At 70.0% G+C, this 16,266-nt stretch carries 13 protein-coding genes; 3 read left to right on the forward strand and 10 right to left on the reverse strand.

Annotation, left to right across the window (positions count from 1 at the left end):
* Nucleotides 1-65: 65 nt before the first annotated feature.
* The 3 genes from glmM to rplM all read right to left on the reverse strand — a co-directional run bounded on the left by glmM (nt 66) and on the right by rplM (nt 2,433).
* On the reverse strand, nt 66-1,397 hold the full coding sequence (gene glmM, locus AB0J95_RS35475; RefSeq protein WP_364768094.1) for a phosphoglucosamine mutase: 1,332 nt from the start codon (nt 1,395-1,397) through the stop codon (nt 66-68).
* Nucleotides 1,398-1,486: 89 nt separating this feature from the next.
* Nucleotides 1,487-1,975 carry a 30S ribosomal protein S9 gene (gene rpsI / locus AB0J95_RS35480; RefSeq protein WP_364768590.1) on the reverse strand — a complete coding sequence of 163 codons (489 nt, stop codon included), beginning with the start codon at nt 1,973-1,975 and terminating at the stop codon, nt 1,487-1,489.
* 14 nt (nt 1,976-1,989) lie between these two features.
* Nucleotides 1,990-2,433, reverse strand: coding sequence for a 50S ribosomal protein L13 (gene rplM / locus AB0J95_RS35485; RefSeq protein WP_364768097.1), 444 nt, complete (start codon nt 2,431-2,433; stop codon nt 1,990-1,992).
* 239 nt (nt 2,434-2,672) lie between these two features.
* On the opposite strand from rplM, the gene AB0J95_RS35490 reads away from it, so the two are divergent.
* The gene (locus AB0J95_RS35490; RefSeq protein ID WP_364768100.1) at nt 2,673-3,659 is read left to right on the forward strand and encodes a hypothetical protein; all 987 of its coding nucleotides are present in this window, start codon (nt 2,673-2,675) and stop codon (nt 3,657-3,659) included.
* 50 nt (nt 3,660-3,709) lie between these two features.
* Here the strand turns inward: AB0J95_RS35490 and AB0J95_RS35495 are convergent, their stop codons facing one another.
* The 7 genes from AB0J95_RS35495 to eccCa form a co-directional block, all read right to left on the reverse strand.
* Complete coding sequence (locus tag AB0J95_RS35495) at nt 3,710-4,003, reverse strand: WXG100 family type VII secretion target (RefSeq protein ID WP_364768103.1); 294 nt, start codon at nt 4,001-4,003, stop codon at nt 3,710-3,712.
* A gap of 60 nt (nt 4,004-4,063) precedes the next feature.
* Nucleotides 4,064-4,378 (reverse strand): WXG100 family type VII secretion target, encoded by a 315-nt coding sequence (locus AB0J95_RS35500; protein WP_364768106.1) that lies wholly within the window; start codon nt 4,376-4,378, stop codon nt 4,064-4,066.
* Nucleotides 4,379-4,567: 189 nt separating this feature from the next.
* Nucleotides 4,568-4,768 carry a hypothetical protein gene (locus AB0J95_RS35505; RefSeq protein ID WP_364768108.1) on the reverse strand — a complete coding sequence of 67 codons (201 nt, stop codon included), beginning with the start codon at nt 4,766-4,768 and terminating at the stop codon, nt 4,568-4,570.
* Nucleotides 4,769-6,484, reverse strand: a complete 1,716-nt coding sequence (locus AB0J95_RS35510) for a type VII secretion-associated protein (protein ID WP_364768111.1) — start codon at nt 6,482-6,484, stop codon at nt 4,769-4,771.
* A 51-nt stretch (nt 6,485-6,535) separates the two neighbouring features.
* Nucleotides 6,536-7,195 (reverse strand): response regulator transcription factor, encoded by a 660-nt coding sequence (locus AB0J95_RS35515; RefSeq protein ID WP_364768114.1) that lies wholly within the window; start codon nt 7,193-7,195, stop codon nt 6,536-6,538.
* Complete coding sequence (locus AB0J95_RS35520; protein WP_364768117.1) at nt 7,192-8,241, reverse strand: histidine kinase; 1,050 nt, start codon at nt 8,239-8,241, stop codon at nt 7,192-7,194. The genes AB0J95_RS35515 and AB0J95_RS35520 overlap by 4 nt, the downstream gene beginning before the upstream one ends.
* A 1,033-nt stretch (nt 8,242-9,274) precedes the next feature.
* The gene (eccCa, locus tag AB0J95_RS35525; RefSeq protein WP_364768120.1) at nt 9,275-13,270 is read right to left on the reverse strand and encodes a type VII secretion protein EccCa; all 3,996 of its coding nucleotides are present in this window, start codon (nt 13,268-13,270) and stop codon (nt 9,275-9,277) included.
* 161 nt (nt 13,271-13,431) lie between these two features.
* Here eccCa and eccD point away from each other — a divergent pair, with 161 nt between their 5' ends.
* Together eccD and mycP are read left to right on the forward strand one after the other, a co-directional pair.
* A complete protein-coding gene (eccD, locus tag AB0J95_RS35530) occupies nt 13,432-14,829 on the forward strand; it encodes a type VII secretion integral membrane protein EccD (protein WP_364768123.1) in 1,398 nt (465 codons plus the stop codon).
* Nucleotides 14,829-16,223 carry a type VII secretion-associated serine protease mycosin gene (gene mycP, locus AB0J95_RS35535; RefSeq protein WP_364768126.1) on the forward strand — a complete coding sequence of 465 codons (1,395 nt, stop codon included), beginning with the start codon at nt 14,829-14,831 and terminating at the stop codon, nt 16,221-16,223. Before eccD ends, mycP begins: the two co-directional genes overlap by 1 nt.
* The last annotated feature ends 43 nt before the right edge of the window (nt 16,224-16,266 follow it).

Below are 16,266 nucleotides of genomic sequence, written 5' to 3' on the forward strand. Positions count from 1 at the left end.
CCATTCACGTCCGGTTGAATGTACCGACGTCAGCAGCGGTGCGAAGGATGAACAGCCCGATTGGTTCACACCGAGGAGACGACCCCCGCCAGTCGCTGGGCGGCGGCCTCGGCGGCGGCCTGGTCGGTGGCCTCGACCATCACCCGGACGAGCTGCTCGGTGCCCGACGGGCGCAGCAGGACCCGGCCGGACTCGCCCAGCTCGGCCTCGACCGCGGCCACGGCGTCGTTCACCGAAGTGGCCCGGGCCACCGCGGCCTTGTCGGCGACCTTGACGTTCACCAGGACCTGGGGCAGCCGCTGCATCACACCGGCCAGCTCGGCCAGCGCCCTGCCGGTGGCGGCCATCCGGGCCATCACACCCATCGCGGTCATCAGGCCGTCGCCGGTGGTCGCGTGACCCGGCACGACCACGTGCCCGGACTGCTCGCCGCCCAGCGAGTAGCCGCCGTTGCGCAGCTCCTCCAGCACGTAGCGGTCGCCCACGGCGGTCGTGCGGATGTTCACCCCGGCGGCCCGCATGGCCAGGTGCAGGCCCAGGTTGCTCATCACGGTGGCGACCAGGGTGTCGGCCACCAGCTCGCCGCGGTCCTTCATGGCGATGGCCAGGATGGCCATGATCTGGTCGCCGTCCACCAGCTCACCGGCGGCGTCCACCATCAGGCAGCGGTCGGCGTCGCCGTCGTGCGCGATGCCCAGGTCGGCGCCCTCGGCCAGGACGGCCTTCTGCAGCGAGTCGATGTGGGTGGAGCCGCACTCGGCGTTGATGTTCTCGCCGTCGGGCAGGGCGTGGATGGCGATCACCTCGGCGCCCGCCTCGCGGTAGGCGCGGGGGGCGGCGGCCCAGGCGGCGCCGTTCGCGCAGTCGACCACGACCTTCAGGCCGTCCAGCCGCTGCGGCGTGGCCTGCAGCAGGTGCGCGATGTAGCGGTCCAGGGCGTCCGGCACGTCGTAGATGCGGCCGACACCCGCACCGGTCGGGCGGACCGGGGTGCCGGCCATGCCGGCCTCGATCTCGTCCTCGATCTCGTCCGGCAGCTTGTGCCCGCCCGCGGCGAACAGCTTGATGCCGTTGTCCGGCATCGGGTTGTGCGAGGCGGAGATCATCACACCCAGGTCGGCACCGAGATCGGCGACCAGGAACGCCACCCCGGGCGTGGGCACCACGCCGACCTGCAGCACGTCCGCCCCGGCGGCGGCCAGCCCGGCGGCCACGGCGGCCTGCAGCATCTCGCCGCTGGCCCGCGGGTCCCGGCCGACCACGGCGACCGGCCGGTGCGACCGGTCGTGCTCCGCCAGCACCCGGGCCGCCGAGGTGGACACCGAGAGCGCCAGCTCCGGGGTGAGGTCGACGTTCGCGAGCCCGCGGACCCCGTCGGTGCCGAACAGCCGTGCCATCCGCTGCGTCCCTTCCTAGCTCCTGGCGGGAAGACGAACGGGAGCAGCAGAAGAATCCTGCTGCTCCCGTCCGGTCGAGCGTTGTCGCGTCAGCGCTTGCTGTACTGGGGCGCCTTGCGGGCCTTCTTCAGACCGTACTTCTTGCGCTCCTTGACCCGCGGGTCACGGGTCAGGAAGCCGGCCTTCTTCAGGGCCGGGCGGTCCTCCGGGTCGAGCTCGATCAGCGCGCGGGCGATAGCCAGGCGCAGCGCACCGGCCTGGCCGGTGATGCCGCCGCCCTTGAGGTTCGCGCGGACGTCGAAGACCTCGGGCTTCTCCAGGATGACCAGGGGCTCACGGATGAGCTGCTGGTGCACCTTGTTCGGGAAGTACTCCTCGAGGCTCTTGCCGTTGAGCCGGAACTGGCCGCTGCCCGGGGTCAGCCGGACCCGCACCACGGCCTCCTTGCGGCGGCCGACGGTCTGGGCGACCTCGCCGGTCAGGCGGATGACCGGGGCGGCGGGCGCCTCGGTGGTCTCCTCCTCGATGGCGGGGACCTCGGCGTCGAACTCGGCGCCCTCGGTCTCCGGGGCGCTCACGATGTCTTCTTCACTCACTGGGCAACCTTGGTGATCTCGAAGGGCACCGGCTGCTGTGCCGCGTGCGGGTGGTCAGGGCCGGCGTAGACCTTGAGCTTCTTGCCCTGGGCGCGGCCGAGCTTGTTCTTCGGCAGCATGCCCTTGACGACCTTCTCGACCAGCCGGTCGGGACGGGTGTCGAGCAGCTCACCGAAGGACTTCTTGGAAAGCCCGCCGGGGTAACCACTGTGCCGGTAGGCGAAGGCTTGGTCCCGCTTGGCGCCGGTCAGGACGACCTTCTCGGCATTCACGATGACAACGAAGTCACCGGTGTCCACATGCGGGGCGAAGGTGGGCTTGTGCTTACCGCGCAGCAGGGTGGCGACCTGCGTGGCAAGGCGGCCGAGCACCACGTCCTCGGCATCGATCACATGCCAGGCGCGGGCCACCTCGCCGGGCTTCGGGCTGTACGTGGGCACGGATCTACCTCATCGTCACTTGCGTCTGGAGTGCCTGTGCGGGCCGGACCCACGGCAGGTCGGACCCACCAAGGGCGCGAGTGGTCACACGCCGCTCCGCACAACAACGATAGAGATTACCTGGCGCGGTATCGCAGGGTCAAAACGGCCCCCCTTTGCGCGATCGCGGGCGCCCCCACCAGCACCTACGTTACCCTGCCGACCTGCGGAATCCGCTTGTCCGGAGGGGTGGAGCTCACATGGGCGGGACACGGATCTGGCCACAGTCCGGCCGGCGCCCGGTCACAGCCGGTAACCCGATGATCACGGGGATCCCCGGCCGTACCGGCGAACAGATGTTCAAGATCACCATCCGGACCCGATGGCTGCTGGTGCCCCTGGCCGCTCTCGGCCTCGCGGCGTGCGGGCAGGCGGTGTCAGGCAGCCCGGCGCCGAACCCCGAGGCGGCCAGGCAGGCCGCGGACCGGACGCTCGACCAGGGGGTGGCCGCCATGGGCAAGTACGTCCAGACGTCGGCGAACTTCCGCGGCACGGTCTTCCGCTACGCGACCATCGACGACAAGGGCAGCGGCTCCGAGGTCGAGGTCAGCCGGATGGGACAGCCCGCCGCGGTGATGACCAAGATCCATTCCACTTCGCACAGCGGCTTCGACTACGACGTCTTCCACCCGGCCGGCAGTGCGCTGGACTACGTGCGGCTCGGCCCCGGCTACGCCAAGCTCGCCCCTACCAAGTGGGTGTCCATGGCGGCCTTCTCGGCCAGCGACTTCAGCTGCGCCATGCCCGGCCTGCAGACCCTGTGCAAGCTCACCGACACGATCGACGCCACCAGGAAGGCGGCGCCGCCCGGGCTGAGCACGGAGACCCGGCGGCTGGACGACGGCGGCACCGACATCGAGACCTCGATCACGCTGAAGGCGTTCCTCGACGCCACGGTCATCCCGATCCCCGCGGACATCACCACCCGGATCGACCCGGACATGACCGGGAAGCTGATCCCGGTCCGGCTGACCCTCAACAGCGACGGCACCTTCCGCCGGATCGAGGTCAACGGCGCGGTGCTGGGCAAGGCCGGGAAGGTCCAGCTCCAGGTGGGCTACGAGACGAAGGGGCCGTCGGCCTCGGACGACTACCCGCCCGTGCCGCAGCCCGCCGAGGTCACGGCGCTGCCGGACAAGGCCGCGGTCGACGACTTCTGGGCCAGGCTGGGACAGATCCGCGGATAACGCTATAAGGGCCCCGGCACGAGTGCCGGGGCCCTTCAGTCAGCGGGCTGTCACTGCCCCCAGAGACGCTTCACGCCGTGCTCGGTCTGCTGGTAGTCCTGGGCGGCCTGCGAGACGGCGGTGCCGATCGAGGACAGGATCTGGGCCAGCTCGGCCATGGACTTCTCCCAGTCGCGCTGGACGTTGTCCCACGCGACCTGCGCCTCACCGGTGTAGGCGGCGCGCAGCGGGGCCAGGTTCTGCTTGAGGGTGTCCAGCTCGCTGGTCATCTTGTTGAACGTCGAGGTGATGTCGGAACCGGCGGCCTCGACCGCGGCGAAATCAACCTTGATGCCGTCAGGCATTTCGATCCTCCCGAAAAGTCTTTGCTACAGGTTGGCTTGGGTGCGTACAGCGGGAAATGGTCAGAACGAGAAGTTGCCGGAGATCTTGTTCGCGGACGACTTCGTCTCTTCTTCCTGGTGGCCGTAGTTCTTGGCGGCGGTGCCCAGGCTCTCGCTGATCACGCCGAGGTCGTTGAGCAGCTTGTTGGCGGCGGTGTTGAACCGCTCGAAGAGCTGCTGGAAGGCCGTGGCGGCGTCGCCGCGCCAGGCCGACTCAACGGTCTGCAGCTGGCCGCGCAGGTGGTTGATGTGACCCTGCGTGTGGCCCTTGATCGTGTCGGTGTCGACGGAGGCCTTGTGCAGGTCCTCGGCCTTGACCTCATAACCAACCGGCATTGGGAGTTACCCCCTAGGTCGAAGTTCGGGTTGTGCGTTCTTTGTTCGTACAACCCCTCCGACGCAGACCCTGCCAGCTTCGGTTCCACCTGTCCCGGGGAATGTTCCAAGTACTTGCACCTGTAAACGCTCATACGTGGAACCGCTCCAATAAAGGGCGCCCTACCAGGGGGTTTACTGCTGCGAACACTAGTCACTCGTCATGATTTGCTTTTGCGAGAAGTCCTCGTCGTCGTCACCCGATGGGGTAACGGGTTCTTCTTGCGGGGGCGCGAGTGCCGCGCGCAGCTTGGTGTTCTGCTCGCGGACCTCGGCGGCCGCGCGCCGGGCGCGGGTGATGGCGTCATCGACCGCGGCGGAGAACTCCGGGAGGCCAAAGTCCTGGGTCATCTAGTTCACCTTCATCGTGCGGACCACGGTGTCGCAGGCGCTCATCACCCGATCGCGGCCGGTGTCGGTGTGCTGGCACCCGATGCTGACCTGAGCGTGGCTCTCGAACAACACGAACCACTCGACTGTGCCCGTCTCGATACGCTGTTTGTAGGACACGACGTCACGCCCCGCGAACGTCGCCTTCTCCTGCAGGTCCGACAGCCGCTGTGAGCCGGACTGCTCGTACTTGGTGCGCAGGTCCCGCACCGCCCGGTCCCGTTCGGACGTCGCGTCGAACGACAACGCCAGTTCCTGCACCACGATCAGGTCGTCCCCGGTCTCCGCGCCGGCCGGTTTGGCCCGCACCTCGCGGAAGTCCGTGTTGGCGCTGACCTGCGTCCAGTCCGCCGGGAGGGTGAACTGGTAGTCGAACTGGGCGATCGTCTTGCCGGCCGGTGGAGTGTCCTCCGAGGACAGTATGACCACCAGGGTCACAGCGACCGCGAACACGACCGCCGCGGCGCCGAGCAGCAACCCGATCTTGCGTTTGTTCCTCGGCGGTGGGGGCGGCGCGGGCGGTTGTATGGGTATCGGCATGTACTGCGGGACAACAGGAGGAGGCAGCGGGACGGCCACCGGCATCGACGGCGGCGTCCGCATCGTGCGCTCGGAATCGGCCCGCCTGGGTTCGGGAATGGCGAGCAACGCGCCCCGTGCGACGACGGTCTCCGGCTGGTCGAGCGTGGTGGGCATGATGCCGACCCGTTCGTGCACCAGCCGCGCCACCATCGGGATCCGGCTCGTCCCGCCGACCAGGAACACCGCGTCCACCCTGGGCAGACCCGACTCCTTGATGGCCGCGGCGGTCAGCTCGACGGCCCGGCCCAGCGGCGCGGCGATCAACGCCTCCAGGTCGGCCCGGGTGACGTGCGCGTCGGCGAACGGCGGCGGCATGGGCACGTCGGTGTAGGTGTGCCGCGACAGGGTCTCCTTGGCGCCCTGGACATCCTGTGAGACCACCCGGCGACGGCGGCGGTCGGCCAGCCCACGGCCTTCCATGAGACCGCGCCAGGTCTCCGGGTCCGTGGCGGACACGACCTGACCGATGTGTTGCAGCAGCGCCTGATCCACGTCGGCGCCACCGAACGACGGGTCGCCTTTGGTTGCCAGTACGTGAAAACCTTGACCCGGCGTCCGCCGGACCACGCTCACGTCGACGGTTCCGCCGCCGAGATCCAGCACCGCCAACGCGTCGCCGGGGTTGTTGCCCGCGTGGAACACCGCCGCGGCCACGGGTTCGGGCAGCAGGGTGATCTGCGTGGCGAGGCCGTTCGCGGCCTGGCGCAGCACCCGCGCCCGGATTCCGCCCCAGTCCGCCGGATGGGTGAGTACCAGCAGGTCAATGGCTGCGCCACCGGCAAACCTGCGGGCCTCCTCAACGGCCCGGGTGAGCACCGCGCGGATGACCTCGCGGACCTGGATGACCGTGTTGCCCAGCAACAACTCGGGCTCGTCGATGCGGCGTTTCGGGTTCGGCTCGAACCGGGATGGGTCGACCGCGGCCTGCCGTTCCGCCTCCAGGCCGACGAACAGCGTGCCGTCGGTGGCGGCGTAGACGGCGGACGACATCACCGGGCGCCCGTCGATGGCGACGACCTCGGGCGCGCGGCCGTTCACCGAGACCGCGATGCACGTGCTCGACGTGCCGAAGTCCACCGCGACCCGCAGCGCCATCTAGTCCGTCACCCCCAGAAGTCTCGGCGTCAGGAGGATCGTAGGGGGCGCTCAGTCCTCCTGGTCGAGCAAGCCCGCGTCGTGCACCAGCAGCGCGATCTGCACCCGGTTGTTCAGGCCGAGCTTGGTGAGGATGCTGGAGACGTGGGTCTTCACGGTCGGCACGCTCATGTACAGCACGGCCGAGATCTCCGCGTTGGACTTGCCCTGGCCGACCGCCACCGCGACCTCGTGTTCCCGTGTGCTGAGCCGGTCCAGCCTGGTCTGCGCGCGGTTGCGGTCCTGGTCCTCACCGGCGACGCGGGCGATCAGCCTGCGGGTGACCGCGGGTGACAGGACCGGGTGGCCCGCGGCGACCTGCATGACGGCGTTGACGATCTGGGCGGGTGGCGTGTCCTTCAACAGGAACCCGGCGGCGCCCGCGCGCAGGGCCCGCAGCACGTGGGCGTCCGCGTCGAACGTGGTCAGCACGATCACCTCGGGCGCGTCGCGGCGGGCGCGCAGGGCCTCGGTGGCGGTCAGGCCGTCCATCACCGGCATCCGGATGTCCATCAGCACCACGTCGGGGGCGTGCCGGTCGACCAGCGGCTGGACCTCGGTGCCGTCGGCGGCCTCGGCGAGCACCCGGATGTCCGGCGCGCCGCCGAGCATCATCGCCAGGCCGGCCCGGACCAGCGGGTCATCGTCCACAATGAGCACACCAACGGTCATGACGGCCACGGTAGACAGGCCCGTACCCGCCAGCCGCCGCCGGTCACCGGTCCGTGTTCGAGGGTGCCTTTGGCCAGCGCGACTCGTTCCGCCAGGCCGATCAGGCCTTTGCCGTTGCCGGGGGTGGCGGGCCGGGCCGGTTCGGTGTTGTGCACCTCGATGGTGAGGCCTTCGCCTGGGGCGCCTCGCAACCGGACGCGGACGTCGGTGCCGGGGGCGTGTTTCCGGGCGTTGGTCAGGGCTTCCTGGACGATGCGGTAGGCCGGGCGGCCCAACCGGTCGGGCACGGCGTCCGGGACGTCTTCGTGCAGTTCGACGCGCATGCCCGCGGTGCGGGAGTCGGCGATCAGTTCGGGCAGGTCGGCGAACTTGGGCTGGGGCAGTTCGTCGACGGGCGCGCGCAGGACGCCGATCACCTCGCGAAGGTCTTGCAGGGCTTGATGTGCGCTCTCCCGGATGACCGTCGCGGCTCGCGCGATGTCCTCTTTGGACGCTGCTTGGTTGAACTCCAGCGCGCCCGCGTGCACGCTCAACAGCGACAGCCTGTGGCCGAGGACGTCGTGCATCTCGCGGGCGATCTCGGTGCGGGCTTCGCGGACCGCACGGTCGCGTTCGGACCGGATCAGCTCACGCCGGTTGTGGATGTACAGCCCCCACCCCACCGCCGCGCCCTGCACAGCGACCCCGAACCCCCACCAGAACCACGGCGTGAGCTCAGGTTCGGGCCGCAACTGCGAGTAGACCGTCGCCGCGGCCACACTGACGCCGAACACCATCAACGTGACTTTCGGCGGCCGATGCACCGCGACGAAGAACAGGGACAGCAGCATCGCCCCGGAGATCAACTCCGAGAACGTCGACAACGCCATCACCACCAACGCGACGTGCACGGGCCACCGCCGCCGCATCCACAAAGCCAGACACCCCAACACCCCCGCGAACTGATCCACGTCGAACAACCACGGCGGATCCGGCAACGCCCGCAACCGCGCCCCCGCCAACACCAACCCGAAAACCACAGCAACCACAAACGCGAGCGAATCCACCACCCAATCCCGCCCCGACCGCCGCACACCCATACCTCGGGACCCTAGCCGGACCAGCGACGACGCTCTTCATACTTTGGTCTCGCTCTGGCGGGGGCGGGTGATCTGGGCCGCTCTCGATGCCGAGGAGTTGGCGGGTGTGGGGGCGCCGGGCCGGCGTCGCCGTGCGGGGCCAGGGCCGTGGTTCGGACCAGGTTCGGCGCCAGGCGACCACCAGCGGGGCTGGTCGAACGCGGCACTAGGGAGGCACCTGTACGGCGACCAGGGCGACGGCGGCATCGGAGACGGCGGTGGCGGGGCGGGGGCAGCGGGGGCGGCGGGCAGCGGCTGCGAGCAGCGGGCGGCGAGGGCTGCGGGCAGCGGCGGATGGTGGCGGATGGTGGCGAGGGCGGCGACGAAGGCCACGGGGTCGCCGGGTGGTGATGGTAGCGGTGAGGGGCAGTGACGGTGGTGGTGCAGCGGCCGTGGTGCAGCGGCCGTGGTGCAGCGGCCGTGGTGCAGCGGCCGTGGTGCAGCGGCCGTGGTGCAGCGGCCGTGGTGCAGCGGTCGTGGTGCAGCGGTCGTGGTGGTGACTGGGGCTGTTGGCGATGGGGCTGCGGTGGGTGGGGGCAGTGACGGCGGCGCGGGAGGCTGCGCAATTGCGGTGCAGGGAAGGCATGTGGACGCCCCGGGGGGCACGATCACGGCGCTGGTGGACAGGCCGCGGCGGCTACGTACGTGTTGCGGACGTGGGTCTCCACGAGCGCAGTGCGGGAGGCGCGATCGCGAAACGTGGCAGGTTCCATTGCGGTGCCTGGTGATCGAACCGCCCCAACCATCAACTAGGCGCCGCCCCAACCCACGAAGGCGCCACTGTGGGGTGGCCATTCCGAAGACGCAGCGCGATCAGCGGGCCGCCTTCCGCGGTGTGTTCCTCAACGCCATCAACGGGTTCGTGAGCCCTCGACTCGCTTTCCTCGATGGCTACGAGGTTTTCGCCAAACCGCGATGGGTGTGATCACCCGCCCGGGCCGGGGCCCGGGCGGGTGAAAGATCAGTCCTGGATCCAGGCGACGTGGATGACCTGCTGGCCCAGTTTGCGGCTGACCATGGTGCCCCGCCCGGGTGGCAACGGCTTGGTTTTGTAGGTACCCATCAGGATGCCCTCGTCCTTGCTGCCGCTGCCCACCATGCCCGGGCTGGACAGTTCCTTCAGTTTGCCGAGGATGGGGTCGTACGACGCCCGGGAGGCGCCACCGCTGCGCCGCGTGACGATCATGTGCATACCGACGTCCTTGGCCTGCGGCAGGAACTCCTGCAACGGCTGCAGGGGGTTGCCGCTGGAGGTCGCCACGAGGTCGTAGTCGTCGACGATCACGAACAGCTCGGGACCCGACCACCAGGACCGGTTCTTCAGCTCCTCCTGGGTGGTGTCCGGGCCCGGCAGTCGTTTGCGCAGCGACCCGAGCACGTCGCCCATCATCTCGTTCAGCTGGTTCGCGCTGACCGCGTAGCCGAGCAGGTGGTTGGTGTTGATGAATCCCAGCATCGTGCGCCGGTAGTCCACCAGCAGGATGACGACGTCGTCCTCGGAGTAGCGGTCCATGATGCCGCGCACGATGGTGCGCAGCAGGTTCGTCTTGCCGGACTCGCCGTCCGCGAACGCCAGGAAGTGCGGCTCGGCGTCGAAGTCGAGGTACACCGGGGCCAGTTCGTCCTCGTTCACGCCGATCGGGATCAGCTTGGTGTTGCGGTACTTGTCCTGCTTGAGCAGGTCGTCGTACGGCAGCAGGTCGGGCAGCAGCCGGACCGGCGGCGCGGCCGGGCCCCGCCAGCAGGACCGGATCTTGGCGATCGCGTCCTGCACACCGGCACCGACGTCCTCCGCGCTGCTGGAGTTGTCGATCCGCGGCAGGCCCACCAGGAAGTGGAGCTTGTCGCGGGACAGGCCACGGCCGGGGCGCCCCGGCGGGATGTTCACCGCGACCCGCCGGTCGATGTCGGACTCGGTCGGGTCACCCAGCCGCAGCTCGAACCGGGTGCCCATCAGGTCCTTGACCGCGGGCCGGATCTCCGCCCACCGGTTGGCCGCCACGATCACGTGCACGCCGTAGGACAGACCCTGCGAGACCAGGTTGACCACCTGGGCCTCGAGCGTCTCGAACTCCTGGCGGAAGTTCAGCCAGCCGTCCACGATCAGGAACACGTCGCCGAACGGGTCGTCCGGGATCTCGCCGCGCCGCTTGCGGTTGCGGAACTCGACCATCGAGTCGATGTTCATGTCCCGGAACCGCTGCTCGCGCTCGGCGATCAGCGACGACACCTCGGCCACCATCCGGCGGGCCAGGTCCGGGTCGAGCCGGGACGCCACGCCACCCACGTGCGGCAGGCCGCGCAGCGAGGCGAGCGTGCCACCACCGAGGTCGAGGCAGTAGAACTGCACTTCCTGCGGGGTGTGGGTGAGCGCCATGGACATCACCATGGTCCGCAGCAGCATCGACTTGCCCGACTGCGGCCCGCCGACGATGGCCGCGTGGCCCGCCGCACCGGAGAAGTCCGCGATCAGCAGGTCACGGCGCTGCTCGTACGGCTTGTCCACGATGCCCAGCGGCATCTGCAGGCGGCCGTTGAAGTAGTTGCCGGGCACGGTGAGCCCGCGGTCGTCGGTGGGCTGCAACGGGGACAACAGGTCGTCCAGCGGGCTGGACAGGTCCAGCGGCGGCAGCCACACCTCGTGCGCGTCCGGGCCCTGGCCGACCAGCCGCTTGACGATCACGTCCAGCTCGCTGACCTCGGTGCCGCCGCCCTCCGGCTTGTTCTCCTTGGGCTGCTCGGCGGGCTTCTCCGGCTCCCGGGGGATCTCGATGAAGTCCGGCACGAACAGCCGCGGCCTGCGGTCGCTCGTCACCGGCGCCGACGGGCCCGCGGGCTGCATGCCGCCCGGCCGGTACGCGCCGGACACGTACGAGGCCTTGAACCGGACCATCGTGCTGGTGTCGAACTTCAGGTAGCCCGATCCGGGGATGGACGGCAGCTCGAAGGCGTCCGGCACGCCGATCGCGGCCCGCGACTCGGCGGCCGAGAACGTCTTGAGGCCGATCCGGTAGGACAGGTGCGAGTCCAGGCCGCGCAGCTTGCCCTCCTCCAGGCGCTGCGAGGCCAGCAGCATGTGCATCTGCAGCGACCGGCCCAGCCGGCCGATCGCGACGAACAGGTCGATGAAGTCGGGCTTCGCCGAGAGCAGCTCGGAGAACTCGTCGACCACGATGAACAGCGCGGGCAGCGGGTCGAGGTCGGCGCCGTTCTCCCTGGCCTTCTCGTACTCCCACACGTTCTTGAAGTTGCCGCCGTTCTTCAGCGCCTCCTGGCGCCGGTTCATCTCGCCCGCCAGCGCGTCCTTCATGCGGTCGACCAGGGTCAGGTCGCCCTGCAGGTTGGTGATGGTCGCGGCCACGTGCGGCGCCTCGCCCAGACCGAGGAAGGTCGCACCACCCTTGAAGTCCACCAGGACGAAGTTCAGGTTCACCGACGAGTGCGTGGCCAGCATGCCCAGCACCAGCGTCCTGAGGAACTCGGACTTGCCGGAACCGGTGGCGCCGATGCACAGGCCGTGCGGGCCCATGCCGCCCATGGCCGCTTCCTTGATGTCCAGCTCCACCGGCTGGCCCTGCTCACCGACGCCGAACGGCACCCGGTAGCGGTCGCCGACCGGCCGCGGCCGCCAGGCCTGCTGCACGTCGAACGTCATCGGGTCGCCCGGGATGCCGAGCAGCTCCAGCAGCGTCGGGTTGGACAGCAGCGGCTCCTCGTCGCCGGTGTCCGCCGCGCCCACGCCGACCCGGTACGGCGACAGCTTGCGGGCCAGCGCCTCCGCCTCGGCGACCGACAGCGTGTCCGGGGCACCGAACCACTCCACCCCGCTGGCACTGCGCGCACCCAGCCGGGACGGCTCGACCACCAGGCGCAGGCCACGCCGCGCGGTCAGGTTGCCCAGCGAGTCGGACAGGTCCAGCAGGGTGACCCCGATCAGGCCCTCCATCAGGACGATGTTCTCCTCGCGGGTGATGTCGCCGTCGTCGATCACGATCACGATGTGCGGCTGGTCCGGCTGCGGCGGCGCGTTGCGGATGAACCGGTCGCGCTTGCGCAGCTCCTCGTCCAGCCAGGCCTCGACCTGGCTGAGCGAGCCGGCCATCAGCCGCATCTGGCCGATGCCGTCGACCATGGTGGGGTGCTGGGCGTGCGGCAGCCACTTCGCCCACTCCCACTCCTGCTTGGCCCGGCCGGTGGTGACCACCGCGATGATCACGTCGTCCGGGCTGTGGAAGGTGGCCAGCTGGCCGACCATCGCCCGGGCCAGGCCGCGGGTCAGCGCCTTGTCGCCGGTGAACCCGACCGCGGCGAAGTTGCGGATGGCCAGCGAGATCGGCAGGTCTGGCACGATCGAGTGGGCCCGGACGAACCGGCGCAGGGCCAGCGTGGCGATCGGCTCCAGCTCGTCGACCGGGCCGGTCTGCGGCGGCACCAGGCGGGTGGCCAGCCGGGTCGAGGCGCGGCCCACCCGCAGGTGGCAGAAGTCGGCGTCGGCCTGGCGGCGCTCCCACATCCGGCGGCTGGTGGCCATCGACCACAGCGCCTCCGGGTCCGGGTGCACCCACTCGCGCTCGGCCCGCTGGTCGCGGGCGGCCTCGCGGGCCCGGTCGCGCATCTGGCCGAGGTAGCGCAGGTAGTCCTTGCGGTCCTCGTTCATCTCGGCCTTCTTCTGCCCGCCGCTGCGGCCACCGCCGCCGGCGAACATGCCGACCATCGAGAACATCATCATGACCGGGAACAGCAGGGCCATCGGGCTGCGCCCGGCCGGGCCGCCCAGGGTGAACATCATGACGACCATGCCCAGCATGGCCAGCACCATCACGGCCGGCATCAGCTTCATCACGATGCTGCCCGGGATCACGCGCGGCACCTCGGGCGGCGGCTCCAGGTGGACCTCGCCCCCGGGCGGTCGCGGCGCTTGCAGGCGTGGCAGACGCTTGAACTGCAGCGTGCTCACGGTTCTCCGGCCCCTCTTCGTCGGTCTTTGTGCCGGAACCGCCAGCGGAGCAGATCCCGGTGCGGCCATACTAAGGTCGCCCACCGACAGGGGTGCGCCATTCGGTGAATAAGCACCCGGCCTTGTGGGCAGACGGATGGACAGCTCGAAGGGGGCAGGCGGTGGCTACCGGTACCACGGTGTTCAGCAGGGTGACGGTCGTTGCGCCCAGAACGCGCATCGACGTCGCACTTCCTGCTGACGTGTCAGTGGCTGACCTGCTGCCCATGCTGCTGGACATGGCCAAGGAGGCCACGCCGGACGGTGGCGCGCGGCACGGCGGCTGGTGCCTGGCCAAGCTCGGCGACAGCCCGCTCGACCCGAGCCGCACGCTCGGCTCGCTGGGCATCGTCGACGGCGACATGCTGCAGCTGCGCCGACGCAACGAGAACCCCCCGCCGCCACTGTATGACGACGTCGTGGACGCGATCGCCGAGTCCGCGCCGGACAGCTTCCGGCCCTGGACCAAGCAGACCGCGAACCGCATCGGGTACGTCGCCGGCGCGCTCGCCTTGTTCGCCGCCTCGGTAGCGGTGTTCCTGGGTGGCCCCGTCAGTGGGGGCAGTGCGTTGGCGGCAGCTGTGGCCGCGGGTGCGACGGCAGTGATAGCAGTCGCCGCGGGTGCCGTCGTGGCCCGTGGGTACCAGGCGACCACGGCAGGCGTGCTCATCGCCGCCGCAGGTGGGCTGCCGATGGCGTTCGTGTCCGGCCTCTACATCGTGCCGAACGGCCTCGGCGCGGCGAACTTCCTGCTCGGCTGCGCGCTGATGGGGATCGTCGCGTCCGCCTCGATCATGCTGCTCGGCGCGGGCGTCACGACGTTCGTGGCGGCAGGCACCGCGTCGGTGTTCGGCATCCTCGCGTTCGCCGTCGGCACCCTGATCGACCACCCCGCGCCGGGCATCGCCGCTGGTACGGCCGCCGCCGCGCTGGCCGGCATCTCGATGCTGCCGCGGCTGACCATCCAGCTGGCCAAGCTGCCGCTGCCGAACGTGCCGGGCAGCGCGGAGGACCTCAAGGAGGACTCCGGGTTCCCCGACTACCGGTCGATCGAGCGGCGCGCGGGCCTGGCGCACGAGTACATGACCGGCATGATCATCGGGTCCGGCGTGGTCGCCGCGGTCTGTGCCGTGATCGCCGCCAGCGCCCCCGGCATCTGGGGCGTGATCCTGGCCGTTCTGGTGACCCTGGTCCTGCTGCTGCGCGGCCGTACGTACGCCAACGGCAGCCAGGCGGTGGCCCTGCTGGCCACGGGCATGCTGTCCGGCGGCGGTGTGCTCATCGGCTGGCTCGTCTCGACGACCGCCTCGAACCGGCTGCTGTTCGTGTTCGGCGCGCTGGTGCTGATCGGCGCGCTGGCGCTGGTGCTCGGTGTGGTCTTCCCGGAGCAGAAGTTCTCGCCGCCGCTGCGGCGCAGCGTCGAGGTGGTCGAGGCGATCTGCATCGCGTCCGTGCTGCCGGTGGCGCTGGCCGTGATGGACCTGTACGCCACGCTGCGGCACCTCAACTTCAAGATCTGATGCGCACCCGGTCGAAGCTCGCGATCGTCACGCTGGTGGCCGGCCTGGCCACCGCGCAGCCCGCGTTCGCGCAGGCCCCCGGGTCCGGCGCGACGCCGCCGCCGGTCGAGCTGGGCCGCGCCCCGGTGACCGACACCCAGAAGCCGCCGGGCAACGTCAAGTACGAGAAGAAGACCGAGTGCACCGGCTCGCTGAGCACCGGCGACATCGTCCTGCCGAACAAGCCGTGGGGCCAGCAGCAGCTGCGGATCGAGGAGGCGCAGAAGTTCGCCACCGGCAAGGGCCAGGTGGTGGCGGTGATCGACACCGGCGTGCGGGTGCACGACTTCCTGCCCCGTGAGCGGCTGATCGACGGCCCGGACTACGTGAACACCACGGCGAACTCGACCGAGGACTGCGACGGGCACGGCACCGAGGTCGCCGGGATCATCGCCGCGCGCACGCCGGACTCGACGCAGATCGGGTTCACCGGGGTGGCGCCGGACGCCAAGATCAAGGCCATCCGGCAGTCCAGCGAGAAGTACCGGGGCACCCCGCAGCCAACGACGGACAACCCGCAGCCGCAGGAGCAGAACGCGGGCGACCTGAACACGCTCGCGCAGGCGATCCGCAACGCCGCCGACGACCCGGCGGTCACCGTGATCAACATGTCGGTGGACAGCTGCCGGTCGTCGGCGAAACCGATCTCCGACGCGGAGCGGGACCTGCAGCGGACCCTGCGGTACGCGGTGGACCACAACAAGGTGGTCGTGGCGTCGGCGGGCAACAAGGGCAACAACTGCCCGGACCCGAACAACGGCCGCGACCCCAACAACCCCGCGTACATCGTCACGCCGCCGTGGTTCGCCGACGACGTGCTCTCGGTGGCCGCCGTGGACCGCAAGGGCAACCTGGCCGACTTCAGCGTGCAGGGGCCGTGGGTGAGCGTGGCCGGGCCGGGCACCGAGATCATCTCGCTCGACCCGTCCGGCAAGCTGGCGAACCTGACCATCGACGGCGGCAGGTCGATCCCGATCCAGGGCACCAGCTTCGCGGCGCCGTACGTGGCCGGGGTCGCCGCGCTGGTGCGGGAACGGTTCCCGAAGCTGACCGCGCGCGAGGTGATGAACCGGATCAAGGCCACCGCGCAGCACCCCTCCGCGCCGGGCGGCCGGGACAACCGGGTCGGCTACGGCATGATCAACCCGATCGCCGCGCTGACCGCGATGATCCCGTCGGAGTCCGGGATCGCGGCGGACAAGGCGGTGGCGCTGCCGCCGAACATGCCGCCGTACAAGCGGAAGGACTGGTCGGCGATGAACGTGGCGCTGATCGGCACCGGCGGCGGGATCGTGCTGCTGCTGTTGACCATGTTCATCATGCACACCCTGCGCCGCAACAAAAAGGTGTCCTGAGGGAACCGCTGCCGGTTCTCCCGCGTCGGAGCGCTATCCGACC

Origin of the sequence: Actinocrispum sp. NPDC049592, assembly GCF_040675465.1 — a bacterium.
In the GTDB taxonomy this organism is placed as follows: domain Bacteria; phylum Actinomycetota; class Actinomycetes; order Mycobacteriales; family Pseudonocardiaceae; genus Kibdelosporangium.